14 protein-coding genes are annotated in these 19886 nt (G+C 71.9%); 9 read left to right on the forward strand and 5 right to left on the reverse strand.

Annotated elements, in window-relative coordinates:
- Nucleotides 1-111: 111 nt before the first annotated feature.
- From alaS to ACX9TP_RS37190, 4 genes are all read left to right on the forward strand, one after another.
- A complete protein-coding gene (gene alaS, locus ACX9TP_RS37175; RefSeq protein ID WP_482975397.1) occupies nt 112-2805 on the forward strand; it encodes an alanine--tRNA ligase in 2694 nt (897 codons plus the stop codon).
- Nucleotides 2802-3467 (forward strand): hypothetical protein, encoded by a 666-nt coding sequence (locus ACX9TP_RS37180; RefSeq protein ID WP_482975398.1) that lies wholly within the window; start codon nt 2802-2804, stop codon nt 3465-3467. The genes alaS and ACX9TP_RS37180 overlap by 4 nt, the downstream gene beginning before the upstream one ends.
- Entirely contained in the window at nt 3464-6256 is a 2793-nt protein-coding gene (locus ACX9TP_RS37185; protein ID WP_482975399.1) for a TIGR02266 family protein, read from the forward strand. The genes ACX9TP_RS37180 and ACX9TP_RS37185 overlap by 4 nt, the downstream gene beginning before the upstream one ends.
- A gap of 143 nt (nt 6257-6399) precedes the next feature.
- Nucleotides 6400-6984, forward strand: a complete 585-nt coding sequence (locus ACX9TP_RS37190; RefSeq protein WP_482975400.1) for an outer membrane beta-barrel protein — start codon at nt 6400-6402, stop codon at nt 6982-6984.
- Between the two features lie 7 nt (nt 6985-6991).
- On the opposite strand, the gene ACX9TP_RS37195 is transcribed toward ACX9TP_RS37190, so the two are convergent.
- Nucleotides 6992-8329 (reverse strand): glutamate--cysteine ligase, encoded by a 1338-nt coding sequence (locus ACX9TP_RS37195; RefSeq protein WP_482975401.1) that lies wholly within the window; start codon nt 8327-8329, stop codon nt 6992-6994.
- A 59-nt stretch (nt 8330-8388) separates the two neighbouring features.
- Between ACX9TP_RS37195 and ACX9TP_RS37200 the strand changes: the two genes are divergently transcribed.
- The 3 genes from ACX9TP_RS37200 (at nt 8389) to ACX9TP_RS37210 (ending at nt 13722) form a co-directional block, all read left to right on the forward strand.
- On the forward strand, nt 8389-9204 hold the full coding sequence (locus ACX9TP_RS37200; RefSeq protein ID WP_482975402.1) for an EI24 domain-containing protein: 816 nt from the start codon (nt 8389-8391) through the stop codon (nt 9202-9204).
- 213 nt (nt 9205-9417) lie between these two features.
- A complete protein-coding gene (locus tag ACX9TP_RS37205) occupies nt 9418-12663 on the forward strand; it encodes an MXAN_5808 family serine peptidase (RefSeq protein ID WP_482975403.1) in 3246 nt (1081 codons plus the stop codon).
- 159 nt (nt 12664-12822) lie between these two features.
- A complete protein-coding gene (locus tag ACX9TP_RS37210; protein WP_482975404.1) occupies nt 12823-13722 on the forward strand; it encodes a hypothetical protein in 900 nt (299 codons plus the stop codon).
- A gap of 7 nt (nt 13723-13729) precedes the next feature.
- Here the strand turns inward: ACX9TP_RS37210 and ACX9TP_RS37215 are convergent, their stop codons facing one another.
- Nucleotides 13730-14455, reverse strand: a complete 726-nt coding sequence (locus tag ACX9TP_RS37215; RefSeq protein WP_482975405.1) for a glycerophosphodiester phosphodiesterase — start codon at nt 14453-14455, stop codon at nt 13730-13732.
- Nucleotides 14456-14571: 116 nt separating this feature from the next.
- Here ACX9TP_RS37215 and ACX9TP_RS37220 point away from each other — a divergent pair, with 116 nt between their 5' ends.
- Complete coding sequence (locus tag ACX9TP_RS37220; RefSeq protein WP_482975406.1) at nt 14572-14805, forward strand: twin-arginine translocase TatA/TatE family subunit; 234 nt, start codon at nt 14572-14574, stop codon at nt 14803-14805.
- 9 nt (nt 14806-14814) lie between these two features.
- Here the strand turns inward: ACX9TP_RS37220 and ACX9TP_RS37225 are convergent, their stop codons facing one another.
- Entirely contained in the window at nt 14815-15621 is an 807-nt protein-coding gene (locus tag ACX9TP_RS37225) for a hypothetical protein (RefSeq protein ID WP_482975407.1), read from the reverse strand.
- A gap of 6 nt (nt 15622-15627) precedes the next feature.
- A complete protein-coding gene (locus tag ACX9TP_RS37230) occupies nt 15628-18204 on the reverse strand; it encodes a zinc-ribbon domain-containing protein (protein ID WP_482975408.1) in 2577 nt (858 codons plus the stop codon).
- A gap of 166 nt (nt 18205-18370) precedes the next feature.
- On the opposite strand from ACX9TP_RS37230, the gene ACX9TP_RS37235 reads away from it, so the two are divergent.
- On the forward strand, nt 18371-19030 hold the full coding sequence (locus ACX9TP_RS37235) for a polyhydroxyalkanoate synthesis regulator DNA-binding domain-containing protein (RefSeq protein WP_482975409.1): 660 nt from the start codon (nt 18371-18373) through the stop codon (nt 19028-19030).
- Nucleotides 19031-19068: 38 nt separating this feature from the next.
- On the opposite strand, the gene ACX9TP_RS37240 is transcribed toward ACX9TP_RS37235, so the two are convergent.
- Nucleotides 19069-19872, reverse strand: a complete 804-nt coding sequence (locus ACX9TP_RS37240; protein ID WP_482975410.1) for a ParA family protein — start codon at nt 19870-19872, stop codon at nt 19069-19071.
- Nucleotides 19873-19886: the final 14 nt, after the last annotated feature.

Consider the following 19886-nt stretch of genomic DNA (forward strand, 5'->3'; position numbering starts at 1 on the left):
CCAGGCACACCACCGGCCAAGGTCAGCCCCAGGGCGCGTGGGCCGTCCTCCTACCCCATGCACCCTCCAAGAACTCCTGCGCCGCCTCGCGTTGTGGCATATACCCACACCATGCCTTCCGCCCTCACCGCCTCCCAGATTCGCGAGGCGTTCCTCAAGTTCTTCGAGGAGCGTGGCCACTCCCGCGTGGCCTCTTCCTCGTTGGTGCCCGCCAACGACCCGACGTTGATGTTCACCAACGCGGGCATGGTCCAGTTCAAGGACGTCTTCACCGGCCGCGAGAAGCGCGACTACAAGCGCGCCACCACCTCGCAGAAGTGCGTGCGCGCCGGCGGCAAGCACAACGACCTCGACAACGTGGGCTTCACGGCCCGGCACCACACGTTCTTCGAGATGCTCGGCAACTTCTCCTTCGGCGACTACTTCAAGGCCGAGGCGATTGCCTACGGCTGGGAGTTCGTCACCAAGACGCTCGGCCTGGACAAGGAGCGCCTCGCCGTCACCGTGTTCAACGGCGAGCGCGGCATCCCCTGGGACGAGGAGGCCTTCGAGCTGTGGGCGAAGCAGGGCGTGCCCCGCGAGCGCATCCTCAAGCTCGGCTACAAGGACAACTTCTGGGCCATGGGCGACACCGGCCCGTGCGGCCCGTGCTCGGAAATCCACTACCACCAGGGCAATGACATCCCCTGTGTGGAGGAGGCCCAGGGCAAGCCCTGTCAGGGCGTCGCGTGTGACTGCGACCGCTGGCTCGAAATCTGGAACCTCGTGTTCATGCAGTTCGAGCGCAAGGAGAAGGACGCGCCGCTGATTCCGCTGCCCAAGCCGTCCATCGACACGGGCGCGGGCCTGGAGCGCATCGCGTCCGTCGTCCAGGGCAAGCGCTCCAACTACGAGACCGACCTCTTCCAGCACATCATCGCCACCATCAGCGAGCTGTGCGGCAAGCCGTACACGCAGGAGGGCGGTGCCTCCATGCGCGTAGTGGCGGACCACAGCCGCGCGGCGGCGTTCCTCATCGCGGACGGCGTGCAGCCCTCCAACGAGGGCCGCGGCTACGTCCTGCGCCGCATCATGCGCCGCGCCATCCGCCACGGCACCCAGCTGGGCCTGGAGGACGTGTTCTTCTTCAAGGTCGTCGACCGCGTCATCCAGCTGATGGGCGACGCGTACGCCGAGCTGCGCGAGAGCCGCACCTTCATCCTCGAGGTCTGCCGCCACGAGGAGACGAGCTTCCGCCAGACGCTCAGCCGCGGCCTCAAGCTCATCGAGGAGGAGCTGGCGAAGCTGCAGAAGTCCGGCGGCAAGCAGCTGTCCGGCGAGGTGGTGTACCTGCTGCACGGCACCTACGGCTTCCCGTGGGATTTGACGCAGATCATCGCCAAGGAGCGCGGCCTCGACGTGGACCTGCCCCGCTTCGAGGAGCTCCTCAAGGAGGAGGCGGACAAGAACAAGTTCGCGGGCTCCGGCGACAAGGGCGTCGGTGACATCTACCTGAAGCTTCTGGAGCGGCTCGGGACCACGGAGTTCCTCGGCTACGAGGGCGAGGGCCACGAGGGCGAGGGCAGCATCCGCGCCATCGTGAAGGACGGCGCCGAGGTGACGCAGGCGTCGCAGGGCGACAAGGTCGAGCTGGTGCTGGACCGCACGCCCTTCTACGGCGAGTCCGGCGGCCAGGTGGGCGACACCGGCCGCATCGTCGGCAACGGCGGCAAGTCGGTGGCGCAGGTGGAGGACGCGCAGCGTCCGGTGGCGGGCCTCGTCGTCCACACCGTGAAGGTCGCCGAGGGCACCTTCAAGGTCGGCGACATGGTGCAGGCGGGCGTCAACGTCGAGCGCCGCAAGTCCATCCGCGCCAACCACTCCGCGACGCACCTGTTGCACAAGGCGCTCAAGCTGGTGCTGGGCGAGCACGTGAAGCAGGCGGGCTCCGTCGTGGCGCCGGACTACCTGCGCTTCGACTTCTCGCACTTCTCGCAGGCCACGCCGGAGCAGCTCGAGAAGGTGGAGGACCTGGTCAACGGCTGGATTCGCGACAACGCGTCCGCGGAGACGCGCGTGATGAAGCTGGAGGACGCGAAGAAGTCCGGCGCCGTCGCCATGTTCGGCGAGAAGTACGGCGAGACAGTGCGCGTCGTCACCGTGCACCCGGAGTCCACCGAGCTGTGCGGCGGCACCCACGTGCGGCGCAGCGGTGACATCGGCCTGTTCAAGATTGCCAGCGAGGGCGGCGTGGCCTCGGGCGTGCGCCGCATCGTCGCGCTCACCGGCATCGGCGCGTTCCAGTACGTGCGCGAGCAGGAGCACGAGCTGCGCCGCGCGGCCGAGCTCTTGAAGACGTCCCCGAAGGACCTGTCCAAGCGCATCGAGGCCACCCAGAAGCGCGTGAAGGAGCTGGAGCGCAAGGTGGAAGAGGTCGCCGTGAAGGCCCAGACGGCGGGCAGCAAGGACCTCCTGGAGCAGGCGCGCGAAGTCAACGGCATGAAGGTGCTGGCCACGCAGGTGGACTCGGCGGACGACAGCGTGCTGCGCGGCATGGCGGACCAGCTGAGGGACCGCATCCGCTCGGGCGTGGTGGCCATCGGCGGCGAGAAGGACGGCCGGGCCATCATCCTCGTGGCGGCCACGAAGGACGTGGTGGCCAAGGGCATCAACGCGGGCGCGCTGGTGCGGGAGATGGCGAAGGAAGTGGGCGGCAAGGGCGGCGGCAAGGCGGACATGGCGCAGGCCGGTGGTCCGGATGCCGCGAAGCTGCCCGCGGCGCTCGAGAAGCTGTACGAGCTGGTGAAGGGCGCGGGAGCGGCGTGAGTCCCCGGTCCTCTCCTTCCCTGGCGCCGACGGCGCTCCTCACCGCGGCGGCCCTCCTGTTGGGGGGCTGCACGAAGGAGGAGTCCGCGCGGAGTGCCGAGGGAGCGGGAGATGACCGGACGCTGCAGAAGCTCCGCGCCGAGGTGGACCGGGTGAACCAGGGTGGCTCTCCCACCCGGGGGCCCGAGTCGACGCGGGGCGACCCGAATGCGCAGCTGGCGGGATTGGCCGCGGGGCTCGACGAGTCCGCGGACCGCCCGCTGGCGCTGCCCGAGAACAACGCCACCGTGCACGTGGACACCCTCGCGGTGAAGCTCACCGGGCTGGAGTCCTCGCACTCGGTGAAGGGCTCGGGGAAGGTGGGCCTGACGACGGAGGAGTTGTTCCTCCGTGTGCGGCTCGTGACGCAGAACGTGGGTGCCGCGCCATTGACGTTGGACCTGGACGGCGCGCAGGTGATGGGCGCGGGAGGCCAGCCGTATCCGCTGGCCCGTGACGCGCAGGTGGTGGCGGGCACGCGGCCCCTTCGGCGCACCTGGGCGCCGCAGGAGCGCACCGACGTGGTCCTCCTGTTCGAGCTCCCCCCGGCGGCCCTGCGGGAAGACGGCCTGCACCTGGTGATGCAGGGGTCCGGAGGGGACGTACGGATTCCCCTGCGATGAGCGGGCTCGCGTCCAAGCTCCTGCCCCTGCGAATCCGTCTTCCGTACACCACGGAGGACGAGTTCATCGAGAAGTACGGCTCGAACGTGGCGCGCGGCGGCGTGTTCGTGGCCACGCGCGCGCTGAAGCCCGAGGGCACCGGGCTCGCGTTCGAGTTCGTCCTGGCGGACGGCACTCGGCTGCTGCGCGGCGAGGGCGTGGTGGTGAAGGCGCAGGTGGACGCGGGCGGCGGGCGCGCTGGAATGACGGTGCGCTTCGTGAAGCTGGACGCCGCGAGCAAGGCGCTCATCGACCGCGTCGTGGCCCGGCGCAGCGGTGCGGCGGAGCCCGCGCGGCGGGTGACGGAAGCGGCGCCCGCTCCGGCACCGGTTGAAGAACGGACCACGCCACCGGCCGAGGCCGCGACGCGCGAAGAGGCAGGGGGCGCTGAGCGGGAGGAGCCCGCCCCTTCCGAGGAAGCTGGAGCGGCCGAGGACTTCGCGCGCGGGGAGCCCGCCCCTTCCGAGGAAGCTGGAGCGGCCGAGGACTTCGTGCGCGGGGAGCCCGCCCCTTCCGAGGAAGCTGGAGCGGCCGAGGACTTCGTGCGCGGGGAGCCCGCCCCTTCCGAGGAAGCTGGAGCGGCCGAGGACTTCGCGCGTGGGGAGCCCGCCCCTTCCGAAGAGGCCGGCGCGGCCGAAGCGGCTCCGCCCGAGACGCGCCCGGAGGCCACCTCCGCAACTGAACCGTCGCCTCCGTCGGAGGATGAAGACTTCGGCTTCGACATCACCGCGAGCCTGACGGAGTCGGAGCCCACAGAAGCCACCACCGACCGCGCCGAGCCGCAGCCCATCGTTCCGGCGACCACCGGCCACGCCGAGCCGCCGCTCACCACGCGGGCCACCGCGGAGCGGAGTGAAGTAGAGCCCATCGTTCCGGCTACCACCGGCAGTACCGAGCCGCAGCCCACCGCGCCGGCCACCACCGGGCTTCAGTCCCAGCCCACCGCGCCGGCCACCACCGAGCCTCAGCCGCAACCCACCGCGCCAGCCACCACCGGGCTTCAGCCGCAGCCCACCGCGCCAGCCCCCACCGAGCTTCAGCCGCAGCCCACCGCGCCAGCCCCCACCGAGCCCGAGCCTCCGTCCTCCTCCGCCCAGGATGCCGAGGCGGTGCGCAACCGCCGCCGCGCGCTGCTCGACATGCCCGTCACGGCGGCCACGCCAGCGCCCTCCGCCCCTGAGGTCATCCTCGGCATCGACCTGGGCACCTCGCACGCGCGCGTCGCCGTCTTCCACGAGGGCATCGCGAAGCTCGTCCCCCTCCCCGGCACGGACGGCACGGAACTGCCCGCCCTCGTCGCGGTGGACGGCAGCGGCGAGCTGCTCGTCGGCCCGGCCGCGCAGGTGGAAGCAGAACGCGCCCCGCGCCGCGCCGCCACGGGCCTCAAGCGGCTGCTCGGCCTGCGCGCGCGCTCGCCCCGGCTGCGCGAGCTGTCCACGCAGCTCCCCTTCCCCGTCGCGTCCGACCCGAGCGGTGACGCGGCCGTCGAGCTGGGCGGCCGGCTCATCGCCCCCACGCTCTTCACTGCCCTGCTGCTACGCGAGCTGAAGCACGCCGCGGCGACCTTCGTCGGCCGCAAGGCCACGCGCGCCGTCATCTGCGCGCCCACGCACTTCACCGACCGCCAGCGCGCCGCCCTGCGCGAGGCCGCGACGCTCGCGGGGCTCGACGCGCAGCGCATCCTCACCGCTTCCGCCGCCGCCGCGCTCGCGTACGGCCAGGGCCGGGGGCTGGCCCGCAAGCGCGTGCTCGTCGTCGACCTGGGCGGCGGCGGCCTGGAGGTCTGCGTGGTGCAGGTGACGGGCGACGACCTCGAGGTCATCACCACCGGCGGCGACCCGATGGTGGGCGGCATGGACTTCGACGCCCGCATCGCCGAGGCGCTCGCCGCCGACCTCGCCGACCAGGGCGTCCCCCGCCCCCAGCACCTGCTCGACTGGGCCCCGCTGCGCACCGCCGCCGAGTCCGCCAAGGTGGCCCTCTCCGAGCGCGAGCAGGTGGACGTCTCGCTCTCCACGGGCACGGTGCCGCCCTTCACCCGCGAGCGCGTGGAGGCCCTCACCGCGGACCTCGCCCAGCGCGTGACGGCCGTCGTCCGCGAGGTGCTGGAGTCCAATGCCCTCTCCCCCCAGGGGCTGGACGCGGTGCTGCTCGTGGGCGGGCAGAGCCGCGCGCCGCTGGTGCGCCGCCGGCTGGAGGAGAGCCTGGGCGTCCCCGTGCGCGAGGACGTGGACCCGCGCGGCGCGGTGGCGCTCGGCGCGGCGCTGCTCGGTCAGGGCCTGCTCCTGGCCGAGGCCGGCAAGCCCGCCGCCACCGTGTCCGAGGTGCTCTCCGCCCCCATCGGCGTCGCCGAGCGCGGCGGCACGCTGCGCCGCGTGCTGGAGCGCAACACCCGCCTGCCCACCAGCAAGACGCTGGTGCTGCCCATCCCCGCCCCAGGCGCCCTGGAGCTCTCCCTCTTCCAGGGCCCCTCCGCCCTGGCGACGGAGAACGAGTACCTGGGCAAGCTCTCCCTCTTCGTCGAGCGGCCGGGCGAGGCGGAGCTGCACTTCGCCCTCTCCGCCGACGGGGCCCTCTCGCTGGAGGCCACGCTCCCCGGCGCGAAGCGAAAGCCCGTCTCCCTGGCCGGTGATGATTTGGACGACGCGGCCCGCGACACGCTCATCGCCCGCTCCCCCCTGGAGGGCGAGCCCGAGGCGCGTCCGGGCGGCCTGCTGTCCGGACTGAAGAAGCTGTTCGGCCGCCGCTGAGCGCACGGCCCCGCCGCGACCCTGCGAGCCACCGCCAGCCGCAGTGTCCCTCCCTGTAGCCTGGTCGACGGATGCCCACCTTTCCGCTGACCGATTCATCGGGGAGGAATGCGATGCGACGTTCGATTTGGGGAGGAGCCGCCGTGGCGGCCGTTTGCCTGGCCGCGCCAGCGTTCGCGATTGAGGCCCAGCAGGTAGGCCCGAAGCTGGGCGTGAAGCAGAACCCCCCGGTGGGGCTCGACGTCAGCCTGGGCGCGGGCGGCTACACCGGCGACCTGGCCGAGAACACCAACCCGGGCCCGCTGCTGGGCATCGCCGCCACCGTGCAGCCCTGGTCTCTCATCGGCATCGAGACCGGCTATCAGGGCCAGCGCCTGGCCATCGACGACACCCGGGTAGAAAGCGGCGAGGGCATCTGGCGCCACAATGGCGCCATCCTCGGCAAGGTGGGGCCGCTGCTCAACGAGAAGTGGCGGCCCTTCGTAGGGGCCGGCCTCGGCCTGAGCTACCTCAACCCCTCGAACGGCGCGGAGGACGTCTACGAAAACGACGTCCAGACCGAGCTCCCGCTGGCGGCCGGCCTGGACTACCGCTTCGGCAACATCGTCGCGGGCGCGCGCGCCACGTACAGCCTCGTCGGCAACGAGGAGCTGGTCGAGGCGCCCGGCGGCGGTGACGAGAAGGGCAGCCTGTTCAACGCCAACATCACCGTTGGCGGCCGCTTCTAGCTGCGCGTCACAGCGAGAAGCGGGCCATCACCGACTCGGGGCGGGGGTCCTTCTCCCACGCCTCGAGCACGGCCACCGCGGGCGAGCGTCCCGAGGCGGCCACCTCGGCCAGCGGCTCCAGCAGCGGCGCGTCCGCCGCGTCCAGCCGCTGCAGGCCGCGCCGGGAGATGGCCACCATCTCCGCGGCCAGCCGCTTCAGCTCCTGCGAGCCCAGCTTCCCGGCCAGCCCCTCGCGGCGCGCGGTGTCGTGGAAGGCCTGGTGCTCGGCGAAGCCCAGCTTCGGCAGCAGGCGCTCCGCCTCGTCCAGCGCGGTGGCGTCGTAGAGGATGCCGCGCCACAGCGCTCCCAGCGCGCCCGTCATCGCCGGGTTCACGCAGTCCGCGCCGCGCACCTCCACCACCTTCTTCAGCCGCACCTCGGGGAAGAGCGTGGACAGGTGGTCCGTCCAGTCGTCCAGGTCGGGCGGCCTGCCCTCGAAGCCCTCCTTCAGGAGCTGCCGGAAGGTGAGCTTCGGGTGCAGGTACTGCCCGTTGCGGCGCAGGAAGAGCAGCGGCGCGTCCAGCGCCCACTCCACGTAGGCGCGGTAGGAGAACGAGCCGTCGAAGAACGCCGGCAGGTAGCCACAGCGCGTCGGGTCCACCTCGTCCCAGACGCGGTTGCGGAAGGACAGGTAGCCGGACGGCTTGCCCTCCACCAGCGGGCTGTTGGCGTACATCGCGTTCATCAGCGGCGCCAGCCGCGCCACCACCACCGTCTTGCGGACACAGTCCGCCTCGTCCGCCCAGTCGAGCGACACCTGCCCGGTGGCCGTCATCAGCATCATGTTCAGCGCCAGCCGGCCGCGCTCCGGCAGCGTGCGCCGCATGACCAGGTAGCGCGTCTTCGGCATCCACGGCATGTCCGCCGGGGTGACGGTGGGCCGGTAGCCCAGAAAGACGATGCGCAGGCCCAGCGCGTCCGCCGCCGTCTTCACCTCGCGCAGGTGCGCCAGGTTCTCCTCGTGCGCCTCGCGCGCCGTGTGGAAGGGGCTGCCGGACAGCTCGAACTGGCCCCCCGGCTCCAGGGAGATGGTGGCCATGCCGCGCTGCAGGGCGATGACGGGCGACTCGGGCGTCTCCCGGAAGGGCGTATACCCCCCCGGCGCCAGCCGGCCCAGCAGCGCGCCCACGCCTGACTCACCCTCATAGGGCAGGGGCGTCGCGGACCCGGCGGGATAGATGAACTTCTCGTGCTCCAGGCCGAGCCGGTGCTCGCCCCGGGGCTTCTCGGCGGTCCGGAAGCCGGCCACCAGCATGTCGACGGAGGTGATGGGCTCGGAGGCCGCGCGCTTGAGATCGAGAGACATGAGCGCGCCCTATATAACGTGAGTCGTTGGACCCGCCCTGATTTGCGCACGGCCCCTTCATGACCCCACATTCCGCCGTCCCCAACATCGCCCCCACCGCCCGGCTGTCGGATTTCTTCCAGGGCCTGGGGCTCCTTGGCCGCGCCTTCTCGCTGCTCTTCCGCTCCCGGCGCCTGTTCCTCCTGTCCCTCCTGTGCGCCGCCGTCACCGCCGTGGCGCTGGTGGGCCTGGGCTGGGCGCTGTGGAGCCACGCCCCCGGCCTGCTCGCCGGGTACTGGCCCCTGCCCGAGTCCTGGTACGGCCGCTTCGGCTGGTACACCGTGCTGGTGCTCGCCTCCCTCGTCGTCTGGGTGGTGGGCGCCAACGTGGTGCCGCCCCTCCTGCTCGCCCCCCTCCAGGACCCGCTCTCCGAGACGACCGAGGCCGTGGTGGGAGGGGACGAGGGCCCGCCCTTCACCCTGGCGGGCCTCGTCCGCGGCATCGTCACCGGGGTGGCGCACACGCTGGCGCGCCTCTTCTTCCTGGTGGTGGGACTGGCCATCCTCCTGCCCCTCCACCTGATACCTGGGGTGGGCAGCGTGCTGTGGACGGTGCTCGGCAGCCTGTGGACCATGACCTGGATGGCGGGCGAGTTCCTGGCCGCCCCCATGACGCGCCACCTCTACCCCTTCGCCGAGGTGCGCCGCATGCTCCGGGAGCGGCGCGCCCTCTGCCTGGGCCTGGGCGCCGGCGTCTATGTCCTGCTCTGGGTGCCCATCCTCAACACCTTCTTCCTGCCCCTGGCCATCATCGCCGGTACGCTGCTCTACAGGGGCCTGCGCGAGGCCCGGCTCCTGCCACCCCCTCCGGACGGTACCCAAGGTGCCCTGAAATAAACGTCCGCGCTGGCTGTCCACCCGAGAGGGCGGGAACGCAATGACCGTCAGGGACGTTCTGCATCCTCAGCAGCAAGGCGATGCCTTGAAGCACCCGGCAGGCGTGATTAGGCTTGCCCGGCCGCTCCCAGCGCTCGTTTTTCGCGTTACAAACGTACGGAATCTCAGGGCATTTCTCGCAATACCCAGGGGCGTCTCGGCGCTCCAGCTTGGATGAATCACATGCCGCGTTTCTTCCGCCGCATCACAGCCGTTGCCGTGCTTCTCGGCGCCTGGGCCCTGGTGGGCAGCAACCGGGCTCCCTTGCCGCTCACCATGGGCGCAGCCGAGGCCGGGCAAGGCTCCTGGGACGGCAGCCTGCCTGCCGCCAAGGGCGAGAAGGCTCAGCACGACCTCAACAGCCTTCGCGTCCTGACGAAGGTCATCCTGTACGTGAAGGAAAACTACGTCGACCCCAAGCGCGTGCGGCCCAAGGAGATGATGATCTCCGCGCTGGAGTACGTGGAGAAGAGCGTCCCCGACGTGCTCGTGGACGGCAACGCCGAGACGGGCAAGCTCAACGTCAACGTCAACGGCAAGCAGCGCGAGTTCGACATCGCCCACGTGGACTCGCTGTGGAAGATGTCCTTCGCCCTCAAGGACGTCTTCGACTTCCTGTCGAAGAACATGCGCCCCATCGAGGAGACGCGCGACATCGAGTACGCCGCGGTCAACGGCATGCTGTCCACGCTGGACCCGCACTCGGTGCTGCTGCGCCCGGAGCTCTACCGGGAGATGAAGCTCTCCACCAAGGGTGAGTTCGGCGGCCTCGGCTTCGTCATCCAGATGCGCGAGGGCAACCTCACCGTCGTCAAGGTGCTGCCCAAGACGCCCGCGCACCGCGCCGGCATCCAGAAGGACGACCGCATCAAGAAGATTGGCGAGGAGTCCACCGTCAACATGGACCTCAACGAGGCCGTGTCCAAGCTGCGCGGCCCGGTGGACAGCCGCATCACCATTACGGTGGAGCGCGACGGCTGGGACAAGCCCCGCGCCATGACGCTGGCCCGCGCGATGATTTCCATCGAGAGCGTCCAGCACAAGCTGCTCGCCGGCAACGTCGGCTACGTCCGCCTGAAGAACTTCCAGGGCAACACCACCCGCGACCTCGAGTCCGCGCTCACCGAGATGCGCAAGCAGGCGGCGGCCAAGGGCGGCTTCAAGGGCCTGGTGCTGGACTTGCGCGGCAACCCGGGCGGTCTGCTCGAGCAGGCCATCCAGGTCTCCGACGCCTTCCTCTCCAGCGGCACCATCGTCGCGACGGTGGGCCTGTCCGACAAGCTCCGCGAGGAGAAGCGCGCGCGTCCCACCGACGGCGAGGACGCGTACCCCATCGCCGTGCTGGTGAATGCCGGCAGCGCCTCCGCCTCTGAAATCGTGGCCGGCGCGCTGAAGAACCTGGACCGCGCGGTCATCATCGGCCGCCAGACGTTCGGCAAGGGCAGCGTGCAGGTGCTGTACGACTTCCCGGATGACAGCGCGCTGAAGCTGACCATCGCCAAGTACCTCACCCCGGGCGACGTCTCCATCCAGGAGGTCGGCATCGTCCCGGACATCCAGCTCGTCCCCACGCGCGTCACCGACGAGCGCCTGGACGTGTTCGCCCCGCGCCGCTCCATGGGCGAGGCGGACCTGGACCAGCACTTCGGCAACCCGGACTCGTCCACCGTCGCCAAGAAGCGCGAGGACGTGCTGGACCGCGAGAAGCCGCTGGACAGCCTCAAGTACCTCAAGGTGGACGAGAAGCAGCAGCAGGCCAGCGCCGCCAAGGAGGAGACGAAGAACCCCAAGGTGACCGTCAACGAGAAGGCCGCGGGCGAGAAGAAGCACGGCGACAAGGAGAACCCGCTGCTGGACGTGGACGTGGCCGGCCAGGGCGAGGACCTGGACGACCAGCTCGACGCCGAGTCCCAGGACGAAATCAAGGAGGACTTCGAGGTCCAGTTCGCGCGCGACTACGTGCTCAAGGCCCCGGCCACCACCCGCAAGCAGCAGCTGGCGCAGGGCAAGGCCTTCGTGGACCAGAAGCGCAAGGACGAGGAGTCCCGCATCAACGCCGCCATCGCCGGGCTGGGCATCGACTGGAGCGCCGGCCCCACCCCGAAGAACGTGCAGCTGGCCGCCACCCTGAGCCCCGGCGCCGACGCGAAGATTGCGGCCGGCGAGGTGCTGGAGATGGTCGTCACCGCCGAGAACAAGGGCACCGAGCCCCTCAAGCGCGTGCGCGCCTGGACGGAGAGCGACAACGCCTTCCTGGACCGCCGCGAGTTCCTCTTCGGCGCGCTGAACCCGGGTGAGAAGAAGTCCTGGAAGGTGAAGGTGCGCCTGCCCAAGGACCTCACCAGCCGCCGCGACGACGTGACGGTGCGCTTCTTCGACGACCAGGGTGCACTGCCCGAGACGCGCGTGGCCGAGCTCAACTTCGTGGAGCTGCCCCGCCCCGCCTTCGCCTTCAACTGGCAGGTCATCGACGACTGCTCCACCTGCAACGGCGACGGCACCGTGCAGCGCGGCGAGACTGTCGCGGTGGTGCTGGACGTGACGAACGCGGGCAGCGGCCCGGCGCTCGACTCCTTCACGCAGATCAAGAATGGCGGGGACGCCAACATCTTCATCGAGAAGGGGCGCTTCAAGCTGGGCGAGCTCAAGCCCGGCGAGACGAAGTCGGCGCGCTTCCACCTCGAGGTGAAGAAGGGCTTCAAGGGCGACAGCTTCCCGCTGAAGCTGGCCATCATCGACGAGCCCCTCGAGGAGTTCGTCATGGAGAAGCTGGAGCTGCCGGTGCGTGACGCCGCGGTGGCCGCGATGGAGCCCAGGAAGTCCTTCGTCCGGGTGAACGACAAGGCGGAGCTGTTCGGCGCCCCGTCGGCGGACGCCCGTCCGGTGGCGAAGGTGGGCGGCGTCACGGTGCTGCCCGTCGAGGCCATCACCAAGGGCTTCTACCGCGTGGAGATGGAGAAGGACCGCTTCGCCTTCGTGCGCACCCAGGACGCCCGCGAGCAGAAGTCCGCGGGCCGCGCCACGGCGCCCAAGCTGGCGCTGACCACGCAGCACCGCCCGCCGGACATCCGTCTGGAAGTGGACCCGGCCGCCGGTGGCCTCGTCGCCAACGGGGAGAAGTTCACCCTCACCGGCGCGGTGACGGACCCCAACGGCCTCCTGGACGTCTACGTGCTCGTGAATGACCAGAAGGTCTTCTTCAAGGGCGTGGACCCCAAGGGCGGCGAGCCCAACACGCTGAAGTTCTCCACCGAGTTCGCGCTCAAGGAGGGCAACAACAACGTGCTGGTGGTGGCCCGCGAGGACAGCGACTTCGCCAGCCGCCGCACGCTGGTCATCCGCCGCCGTCCGGCCGAGGTCGCCCAGAAGGTCGCCGCGCCGGGCGCCGGCGCCACCACGGTGAAGCCGCAGCAGCGGTAGGCGCCTGACGCGCCCCAGGGCGCTTCCCGCCTCCCTCCGGGCGGCTCTTCCTTCGGGAAGGGCCGCCCGTTTTGTTGACGCTCCTCGCGGGCAGGCGTTAGCGTCCGACGCGTTGGGCGCCCCCCGGCCGGTCGCGCGCCCCCGGAGGCGGTGACTCGAATGCGGACGTTCAGTCGGTGGCTGGTCCTTGCGGCCTGGGCTTCAGGGGCGACGGCGTACGCGGACGACAACGACCTGCAGATCCACCAGTTCGGCAATCCGAACCTGGGCGAGACCAACTTCCGCGTGTCCGCCAACGCGGACTTCCAGGCCTTCGCGCGCGTCATGGGCGCGGCCATCACCTCCGTCAACCTGATGCCACCGGAGACGACGGGCCACTCGGCCTGGGCCGTCAACGCGGAGCTGTCCGTGGTGTCGATGCCGGACGACCTCCTCATCCCCACGGAGAGCCCGCAGCCCTCCACGGTGCTCATCCCCTCCTTCCACGTGCGCAAGGGCCTGCCCTTCTCGCTGGAGCTGGGCGGGCGCGTGGGCTGGGTGGAGAAGAGCAGCCAGGTGGTGGGCACGGGCGAATTGAAGTGGGCCGTCAACGAGGGCTTCACCTGGCTGCCGGACATCGGCGTGCGCGGGCACGTGACGCGCCTGTTCGGCGCGCGGGACTTGAGCCTGACGGTGATGGGGCTCGACTTCGGCGTGGGCAAGCAGTTCCCGCTGGGCGGCATGGTGACGCTGACGCCCTACGGCGGCCTGGACCTGGGCTTCGTGGGCGCCACCTCCAGCCGCATCGACTTCAACCCGACCCGCTCCTTCGAGGACTCGACGGAGAACAACTCGCGCGCGGCCCTGGAGGACACGGCCGAGTACGCGAAGGTCTCCTTCGGCGACAACATGAACCAGCGCCTGTACGGCGGCGTGCGGTTCATCGGCGGCGTGCTGCAGCTGGGCGCGGAGCTGTCGCTGACGCGCACGGGCAGCGTGGCCCCGGACCCGGACTCCGAGGAGACGCGCGGCGTGCCGGCGGTGTTCGCCTTCAACACCACGCTCGGCCTGGACTTCTGAGCCGCCCCTAGGCGGCGGCCCTGAGGGCCTCGCGCACGGCGCCGGGGCGGTTGGTGATGAGGTAGCTGACGCCCATCCGCTCCAGCGAGGCGGCGCGGGCGGGGTCATCCACCGTCCACGCGGCCACGCGCAGGCCGGCCTCGCGCCACGCGGCCACGCGCTCGTGGGTGCACGCCTCGTGGAAGGGGTGGACCGAGTGTGAGGACACCAGCGGGCTCACCCCGTACGCCTGCACGGCCCAGGGCTTGTCCGGGTCGATGAGGAAGCCCCGGCGCAGCTCGGGCGCCGCGGCGGCGAGGCGGAAGAGGCACAGCGGGTTGAAGCTGGAGAGGACCACGCGCTCGGCCATTCCCCGCCGGCGCACCAGGTCCGCCACCTTCCTCGCGAGGCCGTCGTCGTCGAAGCGCTCGCACTTCAGCTCGATGTTGACGAGGAAGTGGGCGGGCAGCGCCTCGAGCACCTCCTCCAGCAGGGGGATGCGGGCGGGGGCGAAGCCCAGCGGCGAGCCCACGTCGGCGCGCTGGAGCTTCCACCACGGCGTGACGCGCACCTCCCAGGGCAGGCGCGCGAGCCGGTCCAGGTGCTCGTCGTGGCAGACGACCACCTCGCCGGAGCCGCACACCATGGCGTCCAGTTCCACGCCGTCGGCGCCCTGGCGGGCGGCCTCGGCGAAGGCGTCGAGGGTATTCTCGGGGGCATCGGCGCTGGCGCCGCGGTGGGCAAGCAGGAGCATGGGCCACCAGTCTGCGACGTCCGGGCCCGCCGCGCAGCAACGGTGCGGGCGGGCCGGGTCCGGTGGTGGACGCGCGGCTTGCCTCCCCCGCCCCTTTGCTGCACTGTGCCCGCACCATGCTGGGCCTCGGCCTCGGAGAAATCATCGTCCTCGGCTTCATCCTGTTGGTGGTCTTCTCGGCCGCCCGCATGGGTCAGCTCGGCAACGCCGTGGGCAAGTTCGTCTACTCGTTCAAGAAGGCCTCCAAGGGCGAGGACCTGGTCGACGCGAATGCGAAGTCGCTGACCTCGCCGCGCCGGGGCAGCACGGACGCCGAGTTCAGCGACCCGGACCACCCGCGCCGTCGCTAGGCCCGCCGCTCAGTCCAGTCCGTGAGGCCCGTGGCGCCGCGCCGGGGCCGGCCTGTCGGACACCTGACGCTCGTCCGCCATCCCGGCGAGCAGCCGGAGCGCCTGCTCCCGCAGGGCCGGGTGCAGGGTGGCGCTCGCGGCCACCTCGCGCAGGTCCGTGCTGCTCAGGAGCGGGACGATTTTCGCGCCAATCTCCGGCGGCAGGTACGGGTTGAAGACGAGCGCCCGGCGCACGCCATGCCGCACGGACCAGCGCGGTGACTTCCAGATTTCGATGAGCGGCTCGGGACGGGCCGGGCGGCGGGCGGCGATGCGCACCACCAGGTCCTCGGTGAGGCGCGGGTTGATGAGCACGTTGCGCAGGACGGACGGGTCGCTGACGGTGGCCAGGCGGGACAGCGTGTCCGGGTCCTTCGTGAGCCGCGCCTGCTGCTTGAGGTGGCCCAGGGACTGGGAGAAGGCGGTGGCGTCCGCGCGGGCGGCGGCGTCCGCGTCCATCTCCATCTTCGCGGGGCCCTGGGCGAACAGGTCCGCCACCGTGTCGAGCGACTGCACGTGCGCGAGCCGGCGCAGCGCCTCCACATGGGGGATGTGCTCCGCCTCCTGGGCCAGCGCGGCCATGAAGTCCGGCAGGACGCACGAGGCGGGCGCCCAGCCGCCCCGGGCCAGGGAGATGAGCACGCCGACCAGCTCGTTGGCGTCGAGCGGGTCTCTCCGGGCCAGCTCGCGCGCGGCGGCCTTGCGGCGCACCTCGGCGCCGCCGCTCAGGGCGTGGAGGAAACGGGCGACGGTGCGGGCCTCGTCCAGCGTGCTCATCGTGGCTTACTCCGTGCGGCCACCGGCCTCCGCCGTCGCGGGCGGCACCGGCTCCAGCGTCACCTCCAGCCGGAAGCCGCCGAGGTCCGCCGGGTACTCCTGGAACATGACGAGGAAGGGCACCTTCGCGCCGGGCGCCACGGGGGTGGCCGCCGCGTCCATGCGCTGGCTCAGCGCCGTGGCCGCCTCCGAGTTGCCCACCGCGTGGAGCTCCTCGGGCGTGGGCACCGCGCCGGCGAGCGCCTCGGCGGAGCGCACGCGCTGGTTGCCGTCATACAGCGCGGCGCGCACGCGGATGCGGGTGGCGGAGCCGGTGCGGTTCTCCGCCTCGCCGCGCACGTAGAAGAGCGGCCGGCCGGACTGCGTCTCGTAGAGGGCGTTCGTCACATCCAGGGCCACGAGCGGCCGGGGCGCGGGGACGACGAGCGTGCGCAGGCGGTCCGGGGAGAGCACGGACAGGTCCACGCGGCCCTCGCGCAGGTAGACGCGGCCCACGGCGGCGAAGGCCACCACCAGCACGGCGGCCACGACGAGGTTGGCGATGAGCGCGGTGGCCTTGCGGGCGCGGCTCGGCGGCCGGCTCTGGGGGATTCCCACGTCCTCGGGCCGGGCGGTGGGCCGGGCCACGGTGACGGCGGGCGTGGACGGCAGGGTGCCCACGTCGAGCACCTCGACGGAGCCCGCGGCGCCGACCCTGCCGAGGGTGACGCTGAACTCCTGGGCCTCCCCCACCGGGGGCACGTCTCCCAGCAGCGAGCCGCCGCCGGACTCGGACAGGGAGGCGAGGTCCTCCAGGCCGTCCGCGTGCGGAGGCGGCGCCCCGAGCAGCGCGGCGCGGCCGGTGTCGCTGGGCTGCACGCCGGAGTGCTCACCGAACGGGTCCACGTCCGAGGAGAGGTCGAACAGGTCGCTGGCGCTCGAGACGGGCCGGGGGGGCGTGGCGGGAGCCCTGCCCGGCGCCGCGGGAGCGGGCGCCGCGGCCCCGTGGGAGCCGCCGAGGTTGATGGACGCGAACGGGTCCGCCCCCGGGGGCGCGGTCAGCGGCACGGGCGCCGGGTGGGCGGCGGTGACGGTGGCGGCATCGACGTCGATGGCGCCGAACGGGTCCTCGCCCGCAGGCGCCGGCAGGGGGGACAGCGCCGCGGGCCGCACGTCGGTGACGGTGGTGTCAGCGACATCGATGGAGCCGAACGGGTCCTCGCCAGCGGGAGCCGGGAGGGACGCCCGGGCGGGAGGCCGCACCTCGGTGAGGGTGGCGTCATCGATGTCGATGGAGCCGAACGGGTCTTCTCCCGGGAAGGCGGCGGGAGGAGGAGCCCCCGTCGGTGCCGGGCGCATCGGCCCCAGCGCCACCGCGCCCGTGGGCGGGGCGGCCGGAGGCGCCGCGGCCCGGCGAAGCGCGTCGGCGGCGGAAGCCGTGGGCGGGGGCAGCGGGCTCGGAGCACCCGAGGGAGCCGCCGTCGCGGGAGCCCTGGGTGAAGGCAGCAGGTCGTACGCGCCCGCCGGGGCGGCGGGGGCCTTCCGCGGGTCGGGGGCACCGGCGGGCTTCGCGGCCGCGGGAGCCCTGGGCGCGGGCAGCAGGTCGAACGCCCCGGCAGGCGCGGACGGAGCCGGGTCGCCGGGAGCTCCGAGGAGGTCCGCGAACGGGTCATCTCCCCCCAGGGGGAAGGGAGGCGGCGGCACGGCGGCGCCCGGCGCGGGCGCGGCGCCCCGGCGGGCACTCGGAGGAGGCCCGCCGGCGGCTCCCGCCGCCCCTGGAGGAGCGGGAGGCAAGGCCACGGCGCCAGGTGCCGGAGGGGGCCGGCTTCCCGGCTGGGGAGCCGCTCCGCCCGGGCCCCCACGAGCGGCCATGGGCGCCTGGGCGCCTCCCTTCGGTGCGCCGAACAGGGTCACCGGAGCGGGCATCGCCGCGCCCGGGACGGCACTCGAGGGCACCGCGCGTCCTGGCCCTGGAGCCGGCGGCGCGCTCCTCGCCCCGGCCACGCCCGGCAGCGGCACGGCCCCGGACGTCGCCCCCGGCAGCGGCACGGCCCCATCCGACAGATACGGCAGCGCCTCCGACGGAGGTACCGCGCTCCCGTACAGCCCCGTCGCCGACCGGCCCGCGGGGCTCGGCCCTCCTGCGGGGGCGGGCAGCGGCACGGCCATCCCCTGCCCTTCGGGCCCGGACACGTCGAACGGCGTCGCGGCGGGACGCGCGGCGGGAGGCAGCGGCATCGGGCCGATGCGGGTCGGCTCCTGGAAGACACCGGCCTCCGTGTCCAGGTCCCCGTCCACGCTGTTCCACGGCGTCGAGGGTGGCCGGGCAGGCGAGCCCCGGGTGGCCTCCACGCCCTGCGCGAAGTAGCCCGGCTTCGTTATCTCCACATGCTGAGGGTCAGGAGCGACCCCGAACTCGGCGAACGGGTCCGCCTGCCCCGTCGGAGGGGGCACGGGCGACGCACCCGTTCCGCCCGTGGCGGTCTCACGGGTCACCCGGAAGGTGTTCTGACATTTGGTACAGCGGACCTTGACCCCCTTGTCCGTCACCTTCTCATCGGGGATCTTGAACCGCGTCTGGCACCGCTCGCACTTGACGATCATTCAGCAGGCCCGGCTGGGAGCGCGAGTATAGGGGCAGTAGGCGGACACGGCGAGCCGGGTTCTCGTTGCTTGCTCGCTACCAACCCCTCTGCTACGAGGTTCGCCCCTGCGAGACTCAGGCGGGGCACGTGGCTTGGAGTCGAGCCCAAAAGGGGCGGAGAGACACATGAGCGAGGCCGAGCAAGCAGGCGCTCCGAGCAAGGAGCCCAAGATCATCAAGCGGTACACGAACCGGAAGCTCTACGACACCGTGGAGAGCCGGTACGTCACCCTGGATGAGATCGCCGCGATGATCAAGGAGGGCACCGAGGTACGGATTGTCGACAATCGTACCAAGGAGGACCTGACCTCGGTCACGCTCGCGCAGATCATCTTCGAAGAGGAGAAGAAGAAGAACCAGATGCCGCTGTCGGTGCTGCGGGAGATCATCCGCCACCCCGGCGAGTCCATCTCCGGCTTCATCCAGAAGGAAGTCACGCCCCGCGTGGCCTCCATCCGCGAGGAGGCCGAGTCCCGCCTCGACAAGCTCCTGCGCCGCGATGAGACGACCGGCAAGACGGACGCCCCCGCCGCCGAGGAGCCCGCGGCCAGCGCCGCCACCCCTGACGCCGCGGCCGCCGCCGGCCTCAACCCCGCCGACCTGCTCAAGGCCAGCCAGCGCGCCTTCGAGGACTGGCAGCGGAAGATCGACGAGCGCGTGAAGCACGTCGTGGAGAACCTCACCGGCAACCTCCCCGCCCTGGGCCGCGACATGGCGTCGCTCACCCAGCGTCTGGAGGAGCTGGAGAAGAAGCTCGAGCAGGTCGAGCAGCAGAAGAAGCAGTAGCCGCCCCCGGGGCGCGCGCCGCCGTTCCCGGCCGCGCCCTACGCCACCTTCGGCGTCCGCCCCTTCTTCCGGGGGGCGGGCCCGCCGTGGAGCTCGGCTGCGATGGCCCCCAGCATGCGGGCCCCCCGGCTCTTCGGCGCGTACTCCCAGATGGTCTTCCCGTGGCTCTGGGCCTCGTCCACCTTGACGTCGTAGCCCAGCGGCGTGGCCGCCAGCGCGTCCGGGAAGTAGGCCTTCAGCCGCTCGAGAATCGCCGTGGCCAGCGCCGTCTTCCGGTACAGCGTGGGCACCACCTTGGTGACGCGCAGCTCCGGCCGCCCCTCCGCCTCGCCCACCTGCCGCACCGTGTCCGCCACCTCCGCGCAGCCGTCCAGCGCCAGGTACGTCAGCGCCACCGGCACCACCACCTCCGTGGAGGCCACGAGGATGTTGCGCGTGGTGAGCCCCATGGACGGCGGCGCGTCGAAGACGATGGCGTCGTAGCCCGCGCCCTCCGCCGCCCGCAGCCGGTCCGCCAGCCGGTGGGCCCGGCGCGCGTCCCCGGCCACCACCACCGGGAAGTCCGCCATCTCCTTGTACGCGGGCAGCACGTCCAGGCCCTCCACCGCCGAGCGCTGGACCACGTCCTCGAGTCGCACCGCCTCGTCCGTCAGCAGGTGGAAGACGTTGCGCGGCAGCGTGCGCACGTCCACGCCCAGCACCTTGCCCGCGTGGCCCTGCGTGTCCAGGTCCACCAGCAGCACGCGCAGGCCCCGCTCCCGCGCGAGCCACGCGGCGGTGTTCACCGCCAGCGTCGTCTTGCAGGTGCCGCCCTTCTCGTTGATGAAGGCGATGCGCCGCATGGCCCCGGGCGCCA

Source organism: Pyxidicoccus sp. M15, assembly GCF_056858435.1.